The sequence below is a fragment of the Hydrogenobacter hydrogenophilus genome, assembly GCF_900215655.1.
GTDB lineage: Bacteria > Aquificota > Aquificia > Aquificales > Aquificaceae > Hydrogenobacter > Hydrogenobacter hydrogenophilus.
In genome coordinates this window covers 357,506-371,433 of the sequence record NZ_OBEN01000001.1, presented here as the reverse complement: position 1 = coordinate 371,433, position 13,928 = coordinate 357,506, and the positions used below count along the sequence as shown (strand labels likewise).

14 protein-coding genes are annotated in these 13,928 nt (G+C 38.1%); 6 read left to right on the top strand and 8 right to left on the bottom strand.

The features are described from left to right. Positions 1–2: 2 nt before the first annotated feature. From CP948_RS02090 to secD, 3 genes are read left to right on the top strand one after another with little or no spacing between them, the layout of a single operon-like run. Positions 3–449: a ribonuclease H-like YkuK family protein gene (locus tag CP948_RS02090; RefSeq protein ID WP_096600578.1), complete on the top strand. Its 447-nt coding sequence runs from the start codon at positions 3–5 to the stop codon at positions 447–449. Next, a complete protein-coding gene (locus tag CP948_RS02085) occupies positions 446–1,468 on the top strand; it encodes a 3-deoxy-D-manno-octulosonic acid transferase (RefSeq protein WP_096600576.1) in 1,023 nt (340 codons plus the stop codon). Before CP948_RS02090 ends, CP948_RS02085 begins: the two co-directional genes overlap by 4 nt. Positions 1,469–1,478: 10 nt before the next feature. Next, on the top strand, positions 1,479–2,972 hold the full coding sequence (gene secD, locus CP948_RS02080; protein WP_096600574.1) for a protein translocase subunit SecD: 1,494 nt from the start codon (positions 1,479–1,481) through the stop codon (positions 2,970–2,972). A 6-nt stretch (positions 2,973–2,978) separates the two neighbouring features. Here secD and pgeF read toward each other — a convergent pair whose 3' ends face one another. Both pgeF and proC read right to left on the bottom strand, forming a co-directional pair. Next, a complete protein-coding gene (gene pgeF / locus CP948_RS02075) occupies positions 2,979–3,548 on the bottom strand; it encodes a peptidoglycan editing factor PgeF (protein WP_245810055.1) in 570 nt (189 codons plus the stop codon). Beyond that, a complete protein-coding gene (proC, locus tag CP948_RS02070) occupies positions 3,545–4,321 on the bottom strand; it encodes a pyrroline-5-carboxylate reductase (protein ID WP_096600570.1) in 777 nt (258 codons plus the stop codon). Before proC ends, pgeF begins: the two co-directional genes overlap by 4 nt. 43 nt (positions 4,322–4,364) lie before the next feature. On the opposite strand from proC, the gene rpmB reads away from it, so the two are divergent. The 3 genes from rpmB to CP948_RS02055 are packed head-to-tail and all read left to right on the top strand — an operon-like array spanning position 4,365 to position 6,449. Continuing rightward, on the top strand, positions 4,365–4,565 hold the full coding sequence (gene rpmB / locus CP948_RS02065; RefSeq protein ID WP_096600568.1) for a 50S ribosomal protein L28: 201 nt from the start codon (positions 4,365–4,367) through the stop codon (positions 4,563–4,565). Then, entirely contained in the window at positions 4,565–5,728 is a 1,164-nt protein-coding gene (aroC, locus tag CP948_RS02060; RefSeq protein ID WP_096600566.1) for a chorismate synthase, read from the top strand. Before rpmB ends, aroC begins: the two co-directional genes overlap by 1 nt. Then, complete coding sequence (locus CP948_RS02055) at positions 5,712–6,449, top strand: MlaE family lipid ABC transporter permease subunit (RefSeq protein ID WP_096600564.1); 738 nt, start codon at positions 5,712–5,714, stop codon at positions 6,447–6,449. The genes aroC and CP948_RS02055 overlap by 17 nt, the downstream gene beginning before the upstream one ends. On the opposite strand, the gene mtaB is transcribed toward CP948_RS02055, so the two are convergent. From mtaB to CP948_RS02025, 6 genes are read right to left on the bottom strand one after another with little or no spacing between them, the layout of a single operon-like run. After that, positions 6,446–7,678, bottom strand: coding sequence for a tRNA (N(6)-L-threonylcarbamoyladenosine(37)-C(2))-methylthiotransferase MtaB (mtaB, locus tag CP948_RS02050; RefSeq protein ID WP_096600562.1), 1,233 nt, complete (start codon positions 7,676–7,678; stop codon positions 6,446–6,448). The genes CP948_RS02055 and mtaB overlap by 4 nt on opposite strands. After that, positions 7,675–7,872 (bottom strand): Rrf2 family transcriptional regulator, encoded by a 198-nt coding sequence (locus CP948_RS08970; RefSeq protein WP_245810054.1) that lies wholly within the window; start codon positions 7,870–7,872, stop codon positions 7,675–7,677. The genes mtaB and CP948_RS08970 overlap by 4 nt, the downstream gene beginning before the upstream one ends. A gap of 35 nt (positions 7,873–7,907) precedes the next feature. Continuing rightward, positions 7,908–8,987: a phospho-N-acetylmuramoyl-pentapeptide-transferase gene (mraY, locus tag CP948_RS02040; RefSeq protein ID WP_096600560.1), complete on the bottom strand. Its 1,080-nt coding sequence runs from the start codon at positions 8,985–8,987 to the stop codon at positions 7,908–7,910. A gap of 1 nt (position 8,988) precedes the next feature. Next, positions 8,989–9,561, bottom strand: coding sequence for an RNA methyltransferase (locus CP948_RS02035; RefSeq protein WP_096600558.1), 573 nt, complete (start codon positions 9,559–9,561; stop codon positions 8,989–8,991). A 42-nt stretch (positions 9,562–9,603) separates the two neighbouring features. Next, a complete protein-coding gene (locus tag CP948_RS02030) occupies positions 9,604–12,639 on the bottom strand; it encodes a type I restriction endonuclease subunit R (protein WP_096600556.1) in 3,036 nt (1,011 codons plus the stop codon). A 1-nt stretch (position 12,640) separates the two neighbouring features. After that, positions 12,641–13,927: a restriction endonuclease subunit S gene (locus CP948_RS02025; protein WP_096600554.1), complete on the bottom strand. Its 1,287-nt coding sequence runs from the start codon at positions 13,925–13,927 to the stop codon at positions 12,641–12,643. Position 13,928: the final 1 nt, after the last annotated feature.

Below are 13,928 nucleotides of genomic sequence, written 5' to 3'. Positions count from 1 at the left end.
TTATGCCTATGATAAAGGATGTGGAGGAGGTAAAGGAATTTATAAAAAGTACATCGGAAAATACTTCCATTTATGTAGGTTGTGATTCAAGACAGGTAAGGGAAAAAACTGTTTTTGTTACAGTTGTAGTGGTACACATAGATTCGTGTAGGGGAGCAAAGATCTTCTGGCGCGTGGAAAAAGTAAACAGGATTAGGTCTTTAAGACAGAGACTTATGGAAGAGGTCAGCAGGGCGGTCTTTATGGCTCTTGAGATATCCAATGTGGTTGGGAAAAGACCCTTTGAGGTGCACTTAGATATAAACCCTAACCCTGAACATAACTCTAGCGTGATCCTCAAAGAAGCCATAGGTTATGTGTTAGCACAGGGACTAAAACCTGTGGTAAAACCTCGGTCAGTTGCAGCAACCACAGTGGCGGATTACATAACAAGTATGAACTTTGCATGAAAACCCTTTGGTTTCATGTAGCCAGTGTGGGAGAGTTCAACACACTAAAACCTATTCTCAAAGAACTCATCAAAGAACACATTATAGTCCTTACCTACTTTTCACCAAGGGCTAAAAACTACTTAAGTCAGCAAACCCAATACTATCATACTTTAGAAAGACTACCTTTAGATACACCTTTTACCGTAAGGTTCTTTGAGAAACGCATATCTGCACAAGTACTTTTGATAATGGAAAGGGAGTTTTGGCCCTTTCTTATCTATTTTACAAAAACTAAAAAAGTTTTACTTAACGCTTACGCAAAGGGTGGCATATATGAGCGATTTATAAGCAAAAAGTTTGACCTTATCATTACCAAAACACAAAAGGACAAAGAGAAGTTTGAGTCCTACGGATGCAAACAAGTGGTAAATTGCGGTAATCTAAAGTTTATCCTTGAAGATCTGCAGGAAAAACACTTGGATATTCAGAAAAGTCGCTCTAAATTCTTTGTTGCTGGCAGCACTCATAGAGGAGAGGAAGAGATCCTTCTTGAAGCCTTTGTAGAATTAAAAAAGCTCTTTCCTGATCTTAAGCTTTTGATAGCTCCTCGCCACATTTCAAGAGCCAATGAGGTAATGCAAAAGTTTAAAGGTTTTAAGTGTGCTCTTAAAACCAGTAATAAAGAAGAATGGGATGTACTGGTGATTGATACCTTAGGAGAACTGTTTGAGATATACTCTTTTGCGGATGTAGCTTTTGTAGGTGGGACACTTGTGAATGTAGGAGGACATAATCTTTTAGAGCCTGCTTATCACCGCAAACCTGTGCTATTTGGACCCTTCTTGGAAAAAGTAAAGGACATGGCTGATTATCTGATAGAAAGAAATGCCGGTTTTCTGGTAAGAAACTCAAAAGATATTGTTAGAGTTGTGGAGAATATTTTGACAGGCAAAAGGTTGTGGAACCCTGTGGACATAAAAGCAAATGCAGAAAGAATAAAGTCTTGTTATCTTAGAAACATAAGGAACATGCTATAATGTTGGTAGTATGAGGAACTTCTACTTTAACCTTTTTACCCTTTTGTTTCTTGTGGTACTTTCTTTGACTGTGTCTTTTTTTAAACCTGTGAATTTAGGTTTGGACTTAAAGGGTGGTATATCCATGCTCTTAGAACCAGATATGGACTATGCACTTAGCCAAGAGTACGAAAGGTACGCAAAGGATATAGAGGAAAAGGTAAGGACCGCAGGTGTAAATGTGCTTGATATAGTGGTGCAAAAAGATGGCATAAAGGTAGAAACTCTTGACCAGAAAGATGCTCAGAAGGTGTTTCAGATTATACAAAAGGACTTTCCGAGATTTGTAGTGGTAAGCACCAACAAAGGCGAACCTTTAATAAGGCTCAAAGAGGAAGAAATAAATAAGCTAAAGGAAAGTATAGTAGGACAGACGGTTGAGGTGTTGAGAAAAAGGATAGACGAGCTTGGTGTAGTTCAGCCTGTTATAACCAAGGTGGGTCAAGACAGAGTGCTTGTAGAGCTTCCAGGAGTTTTGGACATAGAAAAGGCAAAGTCCATAATAGGAAGGACTGCCCTTCTTGAACTTAAGCTTGTGGTAGACAGTGGTTCCAAAGAGGAGCTTGAAAAAAAGCTCACCAAAGATACGGAACTTTTACCTTCTAAGAATCCCAACGAGTGGTTTTTGGTGGAAAAGTTGCCCGTGATCACTGGCGCAGACCTCAAAACGGCATACACAAGCACGGATGAATTTGGTGCTCCCGCAGTGACTTTTGAGCTTACAGACAGAGGAGCAAAGCTTTTTGGTGATGCAACGGAGAAAAACATAGGTAAGCGCCTTGCTATAGTTCTTGACAAAAAAGTTATGTCCGCTCCTGTAATAAGAAGTAGGATATCAGACAGAGGACAGATAACAGGACAGTTTACTCCCGAAGAAGCCAAAGAACTTGCCATAGTTCTCAGAGCAGGTGCTTTACCAACCGCCGTAAAGTTCCTTCAAGAAACAGTGGTGGGTCCATCTTTGGGAAGGGATGCCATACAGCAGAGCATAAAGGGTGGCATAGTAGCTTTTGTTCTCTTAGTTATTTTACTCTTAGCAAGATACAAAATAGCAGGAATAACAGCAAACCTATCCATAATTTTAAACGCATTGCTTTTGTGGGCAGGTCTTGTGCTTATTGGTGCAACACTTACTCTACCGGGTATAGCAGGTATACTGCTAAACATGGGTATAGCGGTTGACTCTAACGTACTTATATTTGAAAGGGTAAAGGAGGAATTACGAGCAGGAAGTACCTTCAGAAAAGCTGTAGAGCTTGGATATAGAAGATCTCTCAGCGTTGTATGGGATACACACATAACCTTGCTCATTGCTGCTCTGATCCTTTTCCAGTTTGGAAGTGGGCCTGTCAAAGGTTTTGCTACAACCCTTACCATAGGCAGTATAGCATCTTTTATATCAAACGTTTACTTTGCTAAGTTCTTCCTTGACCTTTTGGTAAAGTTAAAACTGCTCAAGATATGAAGAGGATCATCCTATCTGCGCGTAAGTGAAAAGTCTTTCCTTGGTCTTATTCCTTCTGTAAGACGGATATTTGGTATTACATATACTGCATGAACTTAGCTTTATAAATCTCCTAATGCCTAAACTTTTGAGCTTGGTGATGGCTTCCTCTTGGGTGTCCAAAAAGAAAGAACCGTTTTTATAGTGAATGCATATAAAATGTTCTTTAAACTCCTCTCCTACCTGATAACAGCAAGCCTTTGCAGAAGGTCCTACAAAGGCTGTTAGCTCGTCTATTTTTTCAAAATTTTTAAGCATTTCTATGGTGTTCTCAATTATTTTACCTTTTAGACCTCTCCAACCTGCGTGTATAACACCCACAGTGTGTTTTCCCAAAAGGGCTATGGGCACGCAGTCTGCAGTCTTTACACCTATTTTTACTCCTCTTAGCTGAGTGATTATGGCATCACCTTCTGCGAGTTCTTGGGTGAGCCTTTCCAGAAGATAAACTTTATCCGAATGGGTCTGTTTTAGAGTAAATATTCCCTCTGAGTTCTTTGTGATGCCTGCGTAGATGTTTCCCACTTTTATCTTCAACAGAGTTTCTTGGCTTTCTCTCGCGTTTTCTCTATGCATTCTATTACTATGCCAGAAAAAGCTCTATCTTCCAACACCTTTATACCTTCTACGGTAGTCCCACCGGGAGAGGCAACCCTTGTTATCCATTCTTCTGGATGTCCTCCAAGAGCCTTTAGAAGCTCACAGCTACCCAGCACCGTGTCTATAGCTATACCCCTTGAAACCTCATAAGAAAAACCTTCTCTGATGCCTGCGGTGATGAGAGCGGAGATAAACTTAAACACAAAAGCGGGACCAGAACCTGCCAGCGCAGTAAAGGCATCTATCAGGTCTTCTGCTATCTGGTAAAGACTACCGCATGCAGAAAAAACTATTACAAACTCCTCCTTATCCTGCTCACTCACTTTATCGTTGCACGCATAAGCTATTACACCTTTTTGAACCACCACATTTATGTTAGGCATAGCTCTAATGATCTTTTTCTTTCCCAGCAGGCTCTCTATGTTGCCAATGCTCAGCCCAGCCACTATGCTCAAAAGCACCCTTTCCCCAAGCAAGTCCCTCAAGCTTTCCAACACTGCTTTTGCGTCTTTTGGCTTTACCGCCAGCATTATCAAGTCTGAGCTTTTGACGAGAAAGCTAAGGTCTTTTGCAGTGCCAAAACCTTCCTCTAAAGCTTTTTTTAGCTTTTCTTCACTAACATCAAAAACCACTATATTACTCACCCTTTCTTTTAGTCCCTTTGCAAAACTACTTCCCATATTCCCATAACCGATTATTCCCACATTCATGTCATTACACATTATAATACTTACTCTTAGCAGGAGGTGAAAGATGGCAAGGTGTTATGTGTGCGGAAAGACTACTAAGTTTGGAAAGAGTGTGACCTTCTCTGCTGAGCAGAACTCAAGAACTTTCAAGGCAAACCTTCACAAAATGAGAATACTGCTGAGTGATGGGAGTGTGAAAAGGGTCTATGTTTGCACCAAGTGTCTAAAAGCTGGCAAGGTCATTAAAGCGGTAAAAACTACCTGATGCCCATAAGGTTTTTAACTGCAGGTGAATCCCACGGAAAGGCTATAGTTTGCATACTTGAGGGAATACCTGCTAATCTTGAGATCTCTTCCGAGTACATAAACAAAGAGTTAGAAAGAAGACAGAGGGGATACGGGAGAGGAGGAAGGATGAAGATAGAGAAGGATCAGGTGGAGATCCTTTCGGGTGTGCGCTTTGGCAAAACCTTGGGAAGTCCTATAGCCATGATCATTCCCAATAGAGATTGGGAAAACTGGTCTGAAAAAATGGCTGTGGAAGGAGAAAGGCCCCAAAGCGCTGTACCTTTTACAAGGCCAAGACCCGGTCATGCAGACTTAGTGGGAGGTATAAAGTACAACCAGAGAGATCTGAGAAACATATTAGAAAGAGCTTCCGCAAGAGAAACCACTGCCAGAGTGGCGGTTGGTGCAGTTTGCAAAAGATTTTTAGAAGAGCTGGGTATAAAGATAGGTAGTTATGTGGTAAGCATAGGTACATGTAGCCCACCCATAGAAGAGCGGGACCTTATAAGAAGGCAGGAGCTTGCAGAAGAGTCTGTGGTGAGATTTCCAGATCCATCAAAGGACGAGGAATTCATAAAGGTAATAGATAAAGCACGAGAAATGGGTGAGAGTTTGGGGGGTGTGTTTGAGGTCTTTGCTGTGGGTGTGCCTCCGGGACTTGGCAGTCATATACAGTGGGACAAAAGGATAGATGGTAGAATAGCGCAGGCTATTTTGAGCATACACGCCATAAAAGGTGTGGAGTTTGGAATGGGTTTTGAGGCGGGAAGGAGGTTTGGCTCTGAGGTGCATGATGAGATAGCATGGTCCAAAGAAAAAGGCTACTTTAGGTATTCTAATAACTTAGGGGGTACAGAAGGTGGTATGACAAACGGCATGCCTTTATTGGTTCGTGCGGTTATGAAGCCCATTCCTACGCTTACAAAGCCCTTAAGGAGCGTTGATATAGAAACAAAAGAGGAGGTAAAGGCAGGTAAAGAGAGGAGCGATGTGGTAGCAGTCCCTGCTGCATCTGTTGTAGCAGAGGCTATGCTGGCAATAGTTATCGCAGACGCTTTGCTTGAAAAACTTGGTGGGGATTTTATGGAAGAGGTAAAGCAAAGGTACGAAGCGTACTTAAGACATGTTGAGAGTTATTGAAGAAATAGGAAGGGGTGTCATACTTACCCTTATGGGTGTGTACTTCATGTTTTTACGTCCACCCAAAAGGGTGCACTTTATAAAACAGCTTGCCTACCTTGGAGCTGAAACGGTTCCCGTTGTAGTCATTACTTCCATATTCTCTGGTGGTGTGATAGCTTTGCAAACTTACAGTACCTTTCACAGGTTTAATGCGGAGTTCCTAATAGGTGCTGTGGTTGCCATATCCATGGGAAGAGAGTTAGGACCCGTTTTAGCATCTCTGATGGTAGTTGCTCGCGTGGGTTCCGCTATGACAGCCAACATAGGTACCATGAGAATAACCGAGCAGATAGATGCCTTAGAGGTTATGGGTATAAACCCTGTGAGCTACCTTATAAGTCCGAGAATTTTTGCTGGGGTTGTAGGTGTGCCTATGCTTGTTCTCTTAGCAGACATTTCGGGAATATTCGGAGGATGGTTCGTAGCGGTAAAGCTCTTTGGAGTTAACGATTACCTCTTTTGGGAGAAAATGAAGGACCTTACAGAACTTTACGACTTTATAGGAGGGCTTTACAAGGCATTGTTCTTTGGTTTTATAATATCCGCGGTTAGCTGTTATTTTGGATTTTATACAAGCGGCGGAACGGAAGGCGTTGGACGTGCAACTACAAACAGTGTGGTAGTATCTTCCATGCTAATCCTAATTTCTGATTACTTCCTGACAGCGATCATATTTTAAACCCTTATCCTTACAAGCTCGCCCACAGCGTTATAACCTTCTCTTCGTAGTTTTATATAGTTCTCTGTCAAAAGCTCGTTTTCCTCTATTATTAAAGCCCTCAGCTCTTTGCCTGCATTTTTCCTAATAAACTCTTCCCTCTTTGCGCTATCAAGGGTTTTGAGTATATCCACCCTTTCCCTTTTTACCTTTTCACTGACCTTTTCCTTCATAGCAGAAGCTTTGGTTCTTTCTCTGTCTGAATAGGGAAACACATGCATGTAGTATATGGGTAGATCTTGCAATAACTGGTATGTAAGTTGGAAATCCTCCTCTCCTTCGGAGGGAAAGCCCACTATAACATCTGTGCCTATAGCAGACAAAGGTCTGTTCTTAACTATCCTCTCAACTAAACTTACATAGTCTTTTACTTGGTAGTCCCTTTTCATAAGCTTTAGTATCCTATCAGAACCACTCTGAAGGGGTATGTGAAAGTGGGGTGCTATCTTTTCCTCCGTAAGTAAAAGGTTAAGCAGATCGCTACTTATTTCCGAAGGATACACAGAAGAAAGTCTTATCAGCTCTATTCCCTTTATTTTAAGTAAGTCCTTTAATAGCTCATACAGACTCGTTCCTATATCCAAACCGTACTGAGTGAGTTGAGTTCCCGTAAGGACTATCTCTTTAAAGCCCTTATCCGCAAGAAGCTCTACCTCCTTTATTATCTTTTCCTTGGGAACACTCCTTGACTTACCTCTGGCAAAGGGAATGATACAAAAAGTGCAAAACCTGTTGCATCCTTCCTGAACCTTCACGAAAGGTCTAACCTTCTCAAAATATGTGATCACATCAAAGCTTTCTACCTCTTTTTGCTTGAATATGTTGCCCACGTGAACCCTTTCCTCTCTACCTTCCAAATACTCCTCCACTATTCTAAGAATATCCTTCTTGTGAGTGTTGCCCACAACAATGTCTACCTCTTTGAGTTTGGCAAGAAACTGTGGGTTTGTCTGAGCGTAGCACCCTGTAACCACCACTACCGCTGAAGGGTTCGTTCTTTTGGACCTATACACAAATTGACGGGAAGACCTTTCTGCTCCAGAGGTGACACTACATGTGTTTATTATGTATATGTCCGCAGGTTCATCAATTACCACCTTATAACCTCTCTGTCTGAAATTATGAGCCATAAAGTGGGTGTCAAACTCGTTGCTCCTACAACCTATGGTAATGAAAGCTACTTTCTTCATAGTATTACCCGTGCTTTTCTTCTACTTGTGCTAACTGCGCTATGGTAATTAAGATAGTCAAGGATAACCTCTCTCAAAGGTTTGGGAATTTTTTGAGCTTCTGCTATCTTTTTAACTTTCACAAGCCTGTATTTGTTCAGTGCCAAGTAAGACAAAGCCAGCAAAGCGTACTTGACCGTTTTTGAGTATATCATAATGTTATAATTATAGTGCGGAAATTAAAAAGGTTTCATCTGAGTTTTAGGGTAGATACCGCCAGTATGCCAAGAAGCATGGACACTATCCACATCCTTACAACTATCTTAGGCTCTGGTATACCCGAAAGTTCCAAGTGGTGGTGAAAGGGAGCCATTCTGAAGAGCCTTTTGCCCTTTGTAAGCTTAAAGTAAGCTACCTGAAGAATAACGCTCAAAGTTTCAAAAACAAAGACTCCACCCGCTATGGGAAGCAAAAGTTCTGACTTGGAAATGAGGGCTATCACTCCTATGGTTGCACCCAAAGATAAGGCACCCACATCACCCATAAAAAGCTGTGCAGGATAAGAGTTAAACCATAAAAAGCCTAATCCTGCACCTACTATGGCAAAACAAAGCACTGTAAGATCTCCTGCATAAGGCACATAAGGTATGTTTAAGTACTTAGATAGGGTAGAATGCCCTACTGCGTAAGCTACTATACCCAGTGATGCACATGTAGTCATAACTGGACCTATCGCCAAGCCATCAAGCCCATCTGTAAGATTTACTGCATTAGAAGTAGCAACTATCACAAACACCGCAAAGGGTATGTAAAAGAGCCCAAGGTCTATCTGAAGGTTCTTAAAAAGGGGAAAGTAAAGCTTGGTGTTTACTTCCGTATAGGTATGTATTAGCATCACGGTAATAAAGGCAACAACAACTTGAGCGGTAAATTTAAGTTTTGCAGATATACCTTTTTTGTTTTTGAGCTTAATGTAGTCATCAGCAAAACCTATTAGTGCAAAACCCAAAGTACAAAAGACAATGATCCAAAAGTACGCCAAGTCAAGCCTCATAAGAAGAAAGGAAGAAAGAGTAAAGGAAAGAACTATGACAGAACCACCCATAGTGGGTACATACTTTTTGACCGTATGACCCTCAGGTGTGTACTCCCTGACATAGCCTTTAAAGAGCCTCTGAAGGGCTTTCATCTTCTTGAGAAATACAGGAGTGATTATCAAAGTGATCACAAAGGCAAGTATAACTGCAAAGAGGGCTCTAAAAGTAATGTACTTAAAGACATTAAAAACAAACAGGTAGTCCTTAAGCCAAAAAGATATGTGGTAAAGCATATTAGCACCTGTTCCTGCTAAAAAGCCTATCCAATATGATGGCTACTGCGTTTCTAACCGAAAGGTGGTTCCAATCTCCCGCACCGTAAATGGGTTCAAGGATGTAATCAAAGGTAGCCATAAGGTCTGGTGGTATGCCATACCCCGTCCCAAAAACTATCAAAAAATCCCTTTCCCTCTTTTTGATCTCCTCTCTGAGAAACTCGTAAGACACCTTGTTAGGATAATCCCTTGCGTCTGTGCCTACCAACATGGGCTTATTTCCTCTCGTACTTTGAATGTCCTCTATTACCTCATCAAGAGTGTATACAAGTTTGACCATCTTTACTATCTCATTCCTCGTAGGATTTGTTTTTAATCCTTCTTCAGAAAGCCAATAATCTAACTGCCTTTTTATTACCGCACGCTGTCCATCAACAGGCTGAACTATGTAATATGTATTTATCTCATAAGCTCTTGCAGGTCTTGCTATATCGTGCAGATCCATAGTTGTAAAAGAAGTGACCACAATCTTTCCGTGTTTGTCCAAAGCAGGATAATGAAGAAGAGCTATAAAAACATTATGATTTATCATAAGTTCTCTATTATACACCAAATGCTCAGTAAAGAAACTGTATCATGCAAAGATCAATTCCGCTTGCTCTAAAATCTCATTAACGATTTTATCAAGATAATCATAGTTATTTATCTTTTTCATTAGGACATCTTTCAAAGTTTTTCGGATTTTTGCCTTAATGCTTTCTTTTTTATTCCAATCAGCAATTTTTACATAATATCCTAATCTTTGACTTATTTCTTTTGCTATTTCCTTTACTTCTTGCTCATTTTTAAAAATCCCTTCATTTAGCAACATATCATAAAAGGCAAGTTCTTCCTCTGTCAAATCTAAATTTTTCCCTTCCACTATCTTTTCTTTTAATTCTTTTGCAATTTCTATAAGTTTTACGATTACATCTGTTGTTTCGATTAGTTTTATGTTGTATTTTTCGAGCAGGTCTTTTAATCTATCGTATAATGATTGGTATCTACTTTTATTTTTTCTGACTCTAACCTTAATTTCATCGTTTATTAATTTTGCTAACAATTCAATAGCATAGTTTTTATACTCCATATCTTTTATCTGATTTAGAAAATCTTCGCTAAAAATGGATATATCTGGCTTTTCCTTATTAATTAATGAAAATATATCCACAGGTTCTTGGGCTGATATGCTTTTAGATATAAGTTGGTTCATTTCATATTCTAAATTCCTTGCTATTTCCCTTGATGTTCTGGTAGAGTACTTTATTATCATCTTTTTAACCATTTCAAAAAACTTAAGGTCATCTTTTATCTTTATAGTCTCTGGTTGCGGGCTTGCAAGAGCATATAGTTTTTTCAGGGCTATAAAGTTTTTTATGAAATTTCTCTTTTTATCCTCGCTTTCCAAGCGGTTATACGCAGAAACAGTAAGAAGGGAAAGTTCTTCTGGACTTAAATTTTTCCAATTCTTATAATCAGTACCATAAAAGAAGGAAGATACTATATCGTACTTTTCTTTCATTTGATTTATAACTTTATTGATGTCTGTTAGGGCTTGTTCTATGGTTTCAAGAGTGTATTTACTTAAAGATTTTCTTAAATCATCAGCAATCCCTATGTAATCAACTATAAGACCCCCGGGTTTGTCTTTATAAACCCTATTAACTCTCGCTATTGCTTGTAGCAGATTATGATTCTTCATAGGTTTGTCTATATACATAGTATGAAGACATGGCACATCAAAACCTGTCAGTAGCATATCAACCACAATTACCATTTTAGGATCTTTATCCGGATTTTTGAAATTGTTTAATAGTTCTTCCATTTGATGTTTGTTTCTTATATGTGGATGGAATTCTTCTGGATCTTTTTGTTTACTTCCTGATATTACAATCTCTATTGATGGGGCATCTGGTATTTTTCTAATAGCATTGTATAGTTCAACTGCTACTTTTCTTGATATAACAACTACCATTGCCTTTCCTTCAAATTCTTGTACTCTTTTGTTAAAATGCTCTACAATATCCCTTGCTATTTTCTCTATTCTTTCTGGATTTAAAATTAATTGCTCAAGTCTTGCGTATTTTCTTTTTAGGTTTTCCTTCATTTCGGGTGCTAATCCTTCAGAAATTTCTTCAAATTCTTCATCTATAAATTCGTTTGTTAAATGAAGTTCAACAAGCCTTGCTTCATAATAAATGGGTACAACTACGCCGTCTTTTAGTGCTTTATCTATTGAGTAAATACTTACAGGTTCTCCAAAAACTAAATAAGTGTCCCTATCTTCAAGTTCAATGGGTGTTGCTGTGAATCCTAAAAAAGATGCGTTTGGTATGGCTTTTCTTAGATTTCTTGCAAGTTCCCTGTATTGGCTTCTGTGTGCCTCGTCTGCTATAACGATAATGTCTTTTCTTTCTGTTAGGACTGGGTATTCTTCGTTTTTTTCACTAAACTTTTGTATGGTTGAAAATATTATCCCACCTGCGGTATTTTTGATTGTTTCTTGTAAATCCTTTATGCTTTCTGCTTGTTTTGAAATGGGCATTTGGGAAAATAAACTATAAAGTTGTTCGTCAAGTTCCTTTCTGTCGGTAATAAAAATTAAAAGGGGATTTCCAAGTTCTTTTAAAATTTTTCTTGCGTAAAATAGCATAGTTAATGATTTTCCGGAACCTTGTGTATGCCATATAACACCTACTCTCCTATCTTCTGGGGTTTTTCCTTCTAAAACACACTTTTTAGTCCTTTCTATTGCTTTCTTAACTGCGTAAAATTGATGATAAGCCGCTATTTTCTTTATATAGTTCTCACCTGACTTTTCGTAGAAGACAAAATCGTTTATAAACTCCGTTATGTGCTCTTTTCTAAAAAGCCCTTTTATTAAGATTTCAAGGGAGGTTAATTCCTTTCCGTTGTAAAAATATCTATAAGAACCTTCCATTATTTCTTCCTTCTTCACGTCATCATCACTAAAAATCCCTTCCCAGTTAAAGAACCTTTCCCAATCACTTATAGGTGAGCCGTATTTTGTCTCGTATCCGTCAGATACCGCTATAATTAGTGAGTATAAATAAAGCTGTGGAATATCTTTCATTTTTACTCTGTGGTCGTGGTAAGCATCTTTTGCGGTTTGATTGGAATTGAAATTTTTAAACTCAAAAACAGCAATTGGCAAACCGTTTATGAAAACCACAAGGTCAGGTATCCTGTAAGCGCGATCTTCGTAATAGCACCCCACTTTAAACTGGTTAGCTATTAAGAATTCGTTGTTTTCCGGATTTTCAAAATCCACAAGCTTTACAATTCTTGTTTTTTCTTCTTTACCTTCTCTGTAAGTTAGTTTTAATCCTTCTGTTAAGTATTCGTAAAAAGTTTTACTCTTTATAATAAAATCTGGATGATCTATGTTTTTAACTTTTTTATAAACTTCTTCTGCCAAATTCTCATTAAGAAATGGATTTATTTTTTTTACCGCTTGGATAAATCTTTTCTTTAAGATAACATCTCTATATGTTTCTCTTTCGTTATTATCAGGAGTCAGCTCAGAACCATGAATGTAATTATATCCAATTTCTTTAAACCAATTGATAGCTGAATTTTCAACCATGTAGTTTTCTGTAAGGTACGCCATATTACAACTCTTCTATTCTTAACTTTCCAAAAACAAGCAAAGGCAAAAGTGTATCTCTAACTTTCTTTAAGGTCATAATTTGCTTTTGGTTGATGATGATTTTTTGAAATAGAGGTTCTACGAGGGAGTGGAAGTGTTGTAGGATAGAGGGGGGAGGAATTAATATAAATTTATTAGCTTTAAATAAATCTAATTTCAAATGTAATACATTTACTCCACCTGCAAATGTAGAATTTTCTTCTTGAGTATATTTCAAATACAAGTAAATGTAAAATTTCAAATAATCGTTATTTAATTTTATTTTGGCACAATCTAATGAAATAATCCCTTTTTCATAGCCATATGGTAAAATCACAATGGCAGGAGCACCAACAACTTGCGCTAATGGTGTCATATCAGTAAGTGCAATTATTAGGTCTCCGTTTTTTACAATATGATTTTCTTTAGCCCTTGTTCCAATATAATAACTATATTCAGATTTAAAACCACCACCTCTTAAAAAGTTATTTAATGTTATGAATACTTCACCTTCTGAATTAGAGCTAATATCAGGTGTGTTATATGATACTCCTTTAATTATTTCTGCCACTTCCCCCAATCTCTTCACTTCCCACCCCTTTGGAATTTCCTTTCCCAACTCTTCATTATAAACAAACTCTTGGTCTTTAAATGGTTCAAAGTCAATAAACCAATTTTTAAAAATTGCCATTGCGGTTTTTTCTAAAATCTCATTTTGTTTTTTCTTGTTTTCTATCAAATCATCAAAATACGAAAGAACTTGGGCTATTCGGGATTGTTCGGATAGAGGGGAAAGAAAGATTTTCAAATGAGGAATACTATCACCTGCATGAGCTATAGTAGTTTTTTCATCAGAGAAACCGAAAATCTGATTTTTAAGAGTTGATTTAAAAAACCAATATAAAAATTTATAATTTAATTTTTTTTGACTTTGTTCCTTAACTTTTATTTTCCTTATTCCCGATGAGAAAACACCTTCTAATCCCATTTTCACTATTCCCACTGTTCCATCAAAGGAAATTAAAATGTCATCTTTATTGGCTATTTTTTCATTTTCAACCTCAATGTCTATAAAAACTTCTTCATTTCTTTCACCACTCAAATTTCCAACTCTTATAAATTTATACTTCCCAAAATTCTTATAAAATTTACTTCCCGGTTCTATACCTCTAATAAATTCTATATGTTCAATTGCTTTACTCACTTCCCAATCCTTTGGTATCTCTCCAATCTCCGTTTCTTTAAATTCAGTTTCCCAGCGAAATTTCATT

Coding starts and splice junctions, on each gene's coding strand:
- CP948_RS02090 (WP_096600578.1), top strand. CDS start 3: ATGCCTATGATAAAGGATGTGGAGGAGGTAAAGGAATTTATAAAAAGT.
- CP948_RS02085 (WP_096600576.1), top strand. CDS start 446: ATGAAAACCCTTTGGTTTCATGTAGCCAGTGTGGGAGAGTTCAACACA.
- secD (WP_096600574.1), top strand. CDS start 1,479: ATGAGGAACTTCTACTTTAACCTTTTTACCCTTTTGTTTCTTGTGGTA.
- proC (WP_096600570.1), bottom strand. CDS start 4,321: ATGAATGTGGGAATAATCGGTTATGGGAATATGGGAAGTAGTTTTGCA.
- rpmB (WP_096600568.1), top strand. CDS start 4,365: ATGGCAAGGTGTTATGTGTGCGGAAAGACTACTAAGTTTGGAAAGAGT.
- aroC (WP_096600566.1), top strand. CDS start 4,565: ATGCCCATAAGGTTTTTAACTGCAGGTGAATCCCACGGAAAGGCTATA.
- CP948_RS02055 (WP_096600564.1), top strand. CDS start 5,712: ATGTTGAGAGTTATTGAAGAAATAGGAAGGGGTGTCATACTTACCCTT.
- mtaB (WP_096600562.1), bottom strand. CDS start 7,678: ATGAAGAAAGTAGCTTTCATTACCATAGGTTGTAGGAGCAACGAGTTT.
- CP948_RS08970 (WP_245810054.1), bottom strand. CDS start 7,872: ATGATATACTCAAAAACGGTCAAGTACGCTTTGCTGGCTTTGTCTTAC.
- mraY (WP_096600560.1), bottom strand. CDS start 8,987: ATGCTTTACCACATATCTTTTTGGCTTAAGGACTACCTGTTTGTTTTT.
- CP948_RS02035 (WP_096600558.1), bottom strand. CDS start 9,561: ATGATAAATCATAATGTTTTTATAGCTCTTCTTCATTATCCTGCTTTG.
- CP948_RS02030 (WP_096600556.1), bottom strand. CDS start 12,639: ATGGCGTACCTTACAGAAAACTACATGGTTGAAAATTCAGCTATCAAT.
- CP948_RS02025 (WP_096600554.1), bottom strand. CDS start 13,927: ATGAAATTTCGCTGGGAAACTGAATTTAAAGAAACGGAGATTGGAGAG.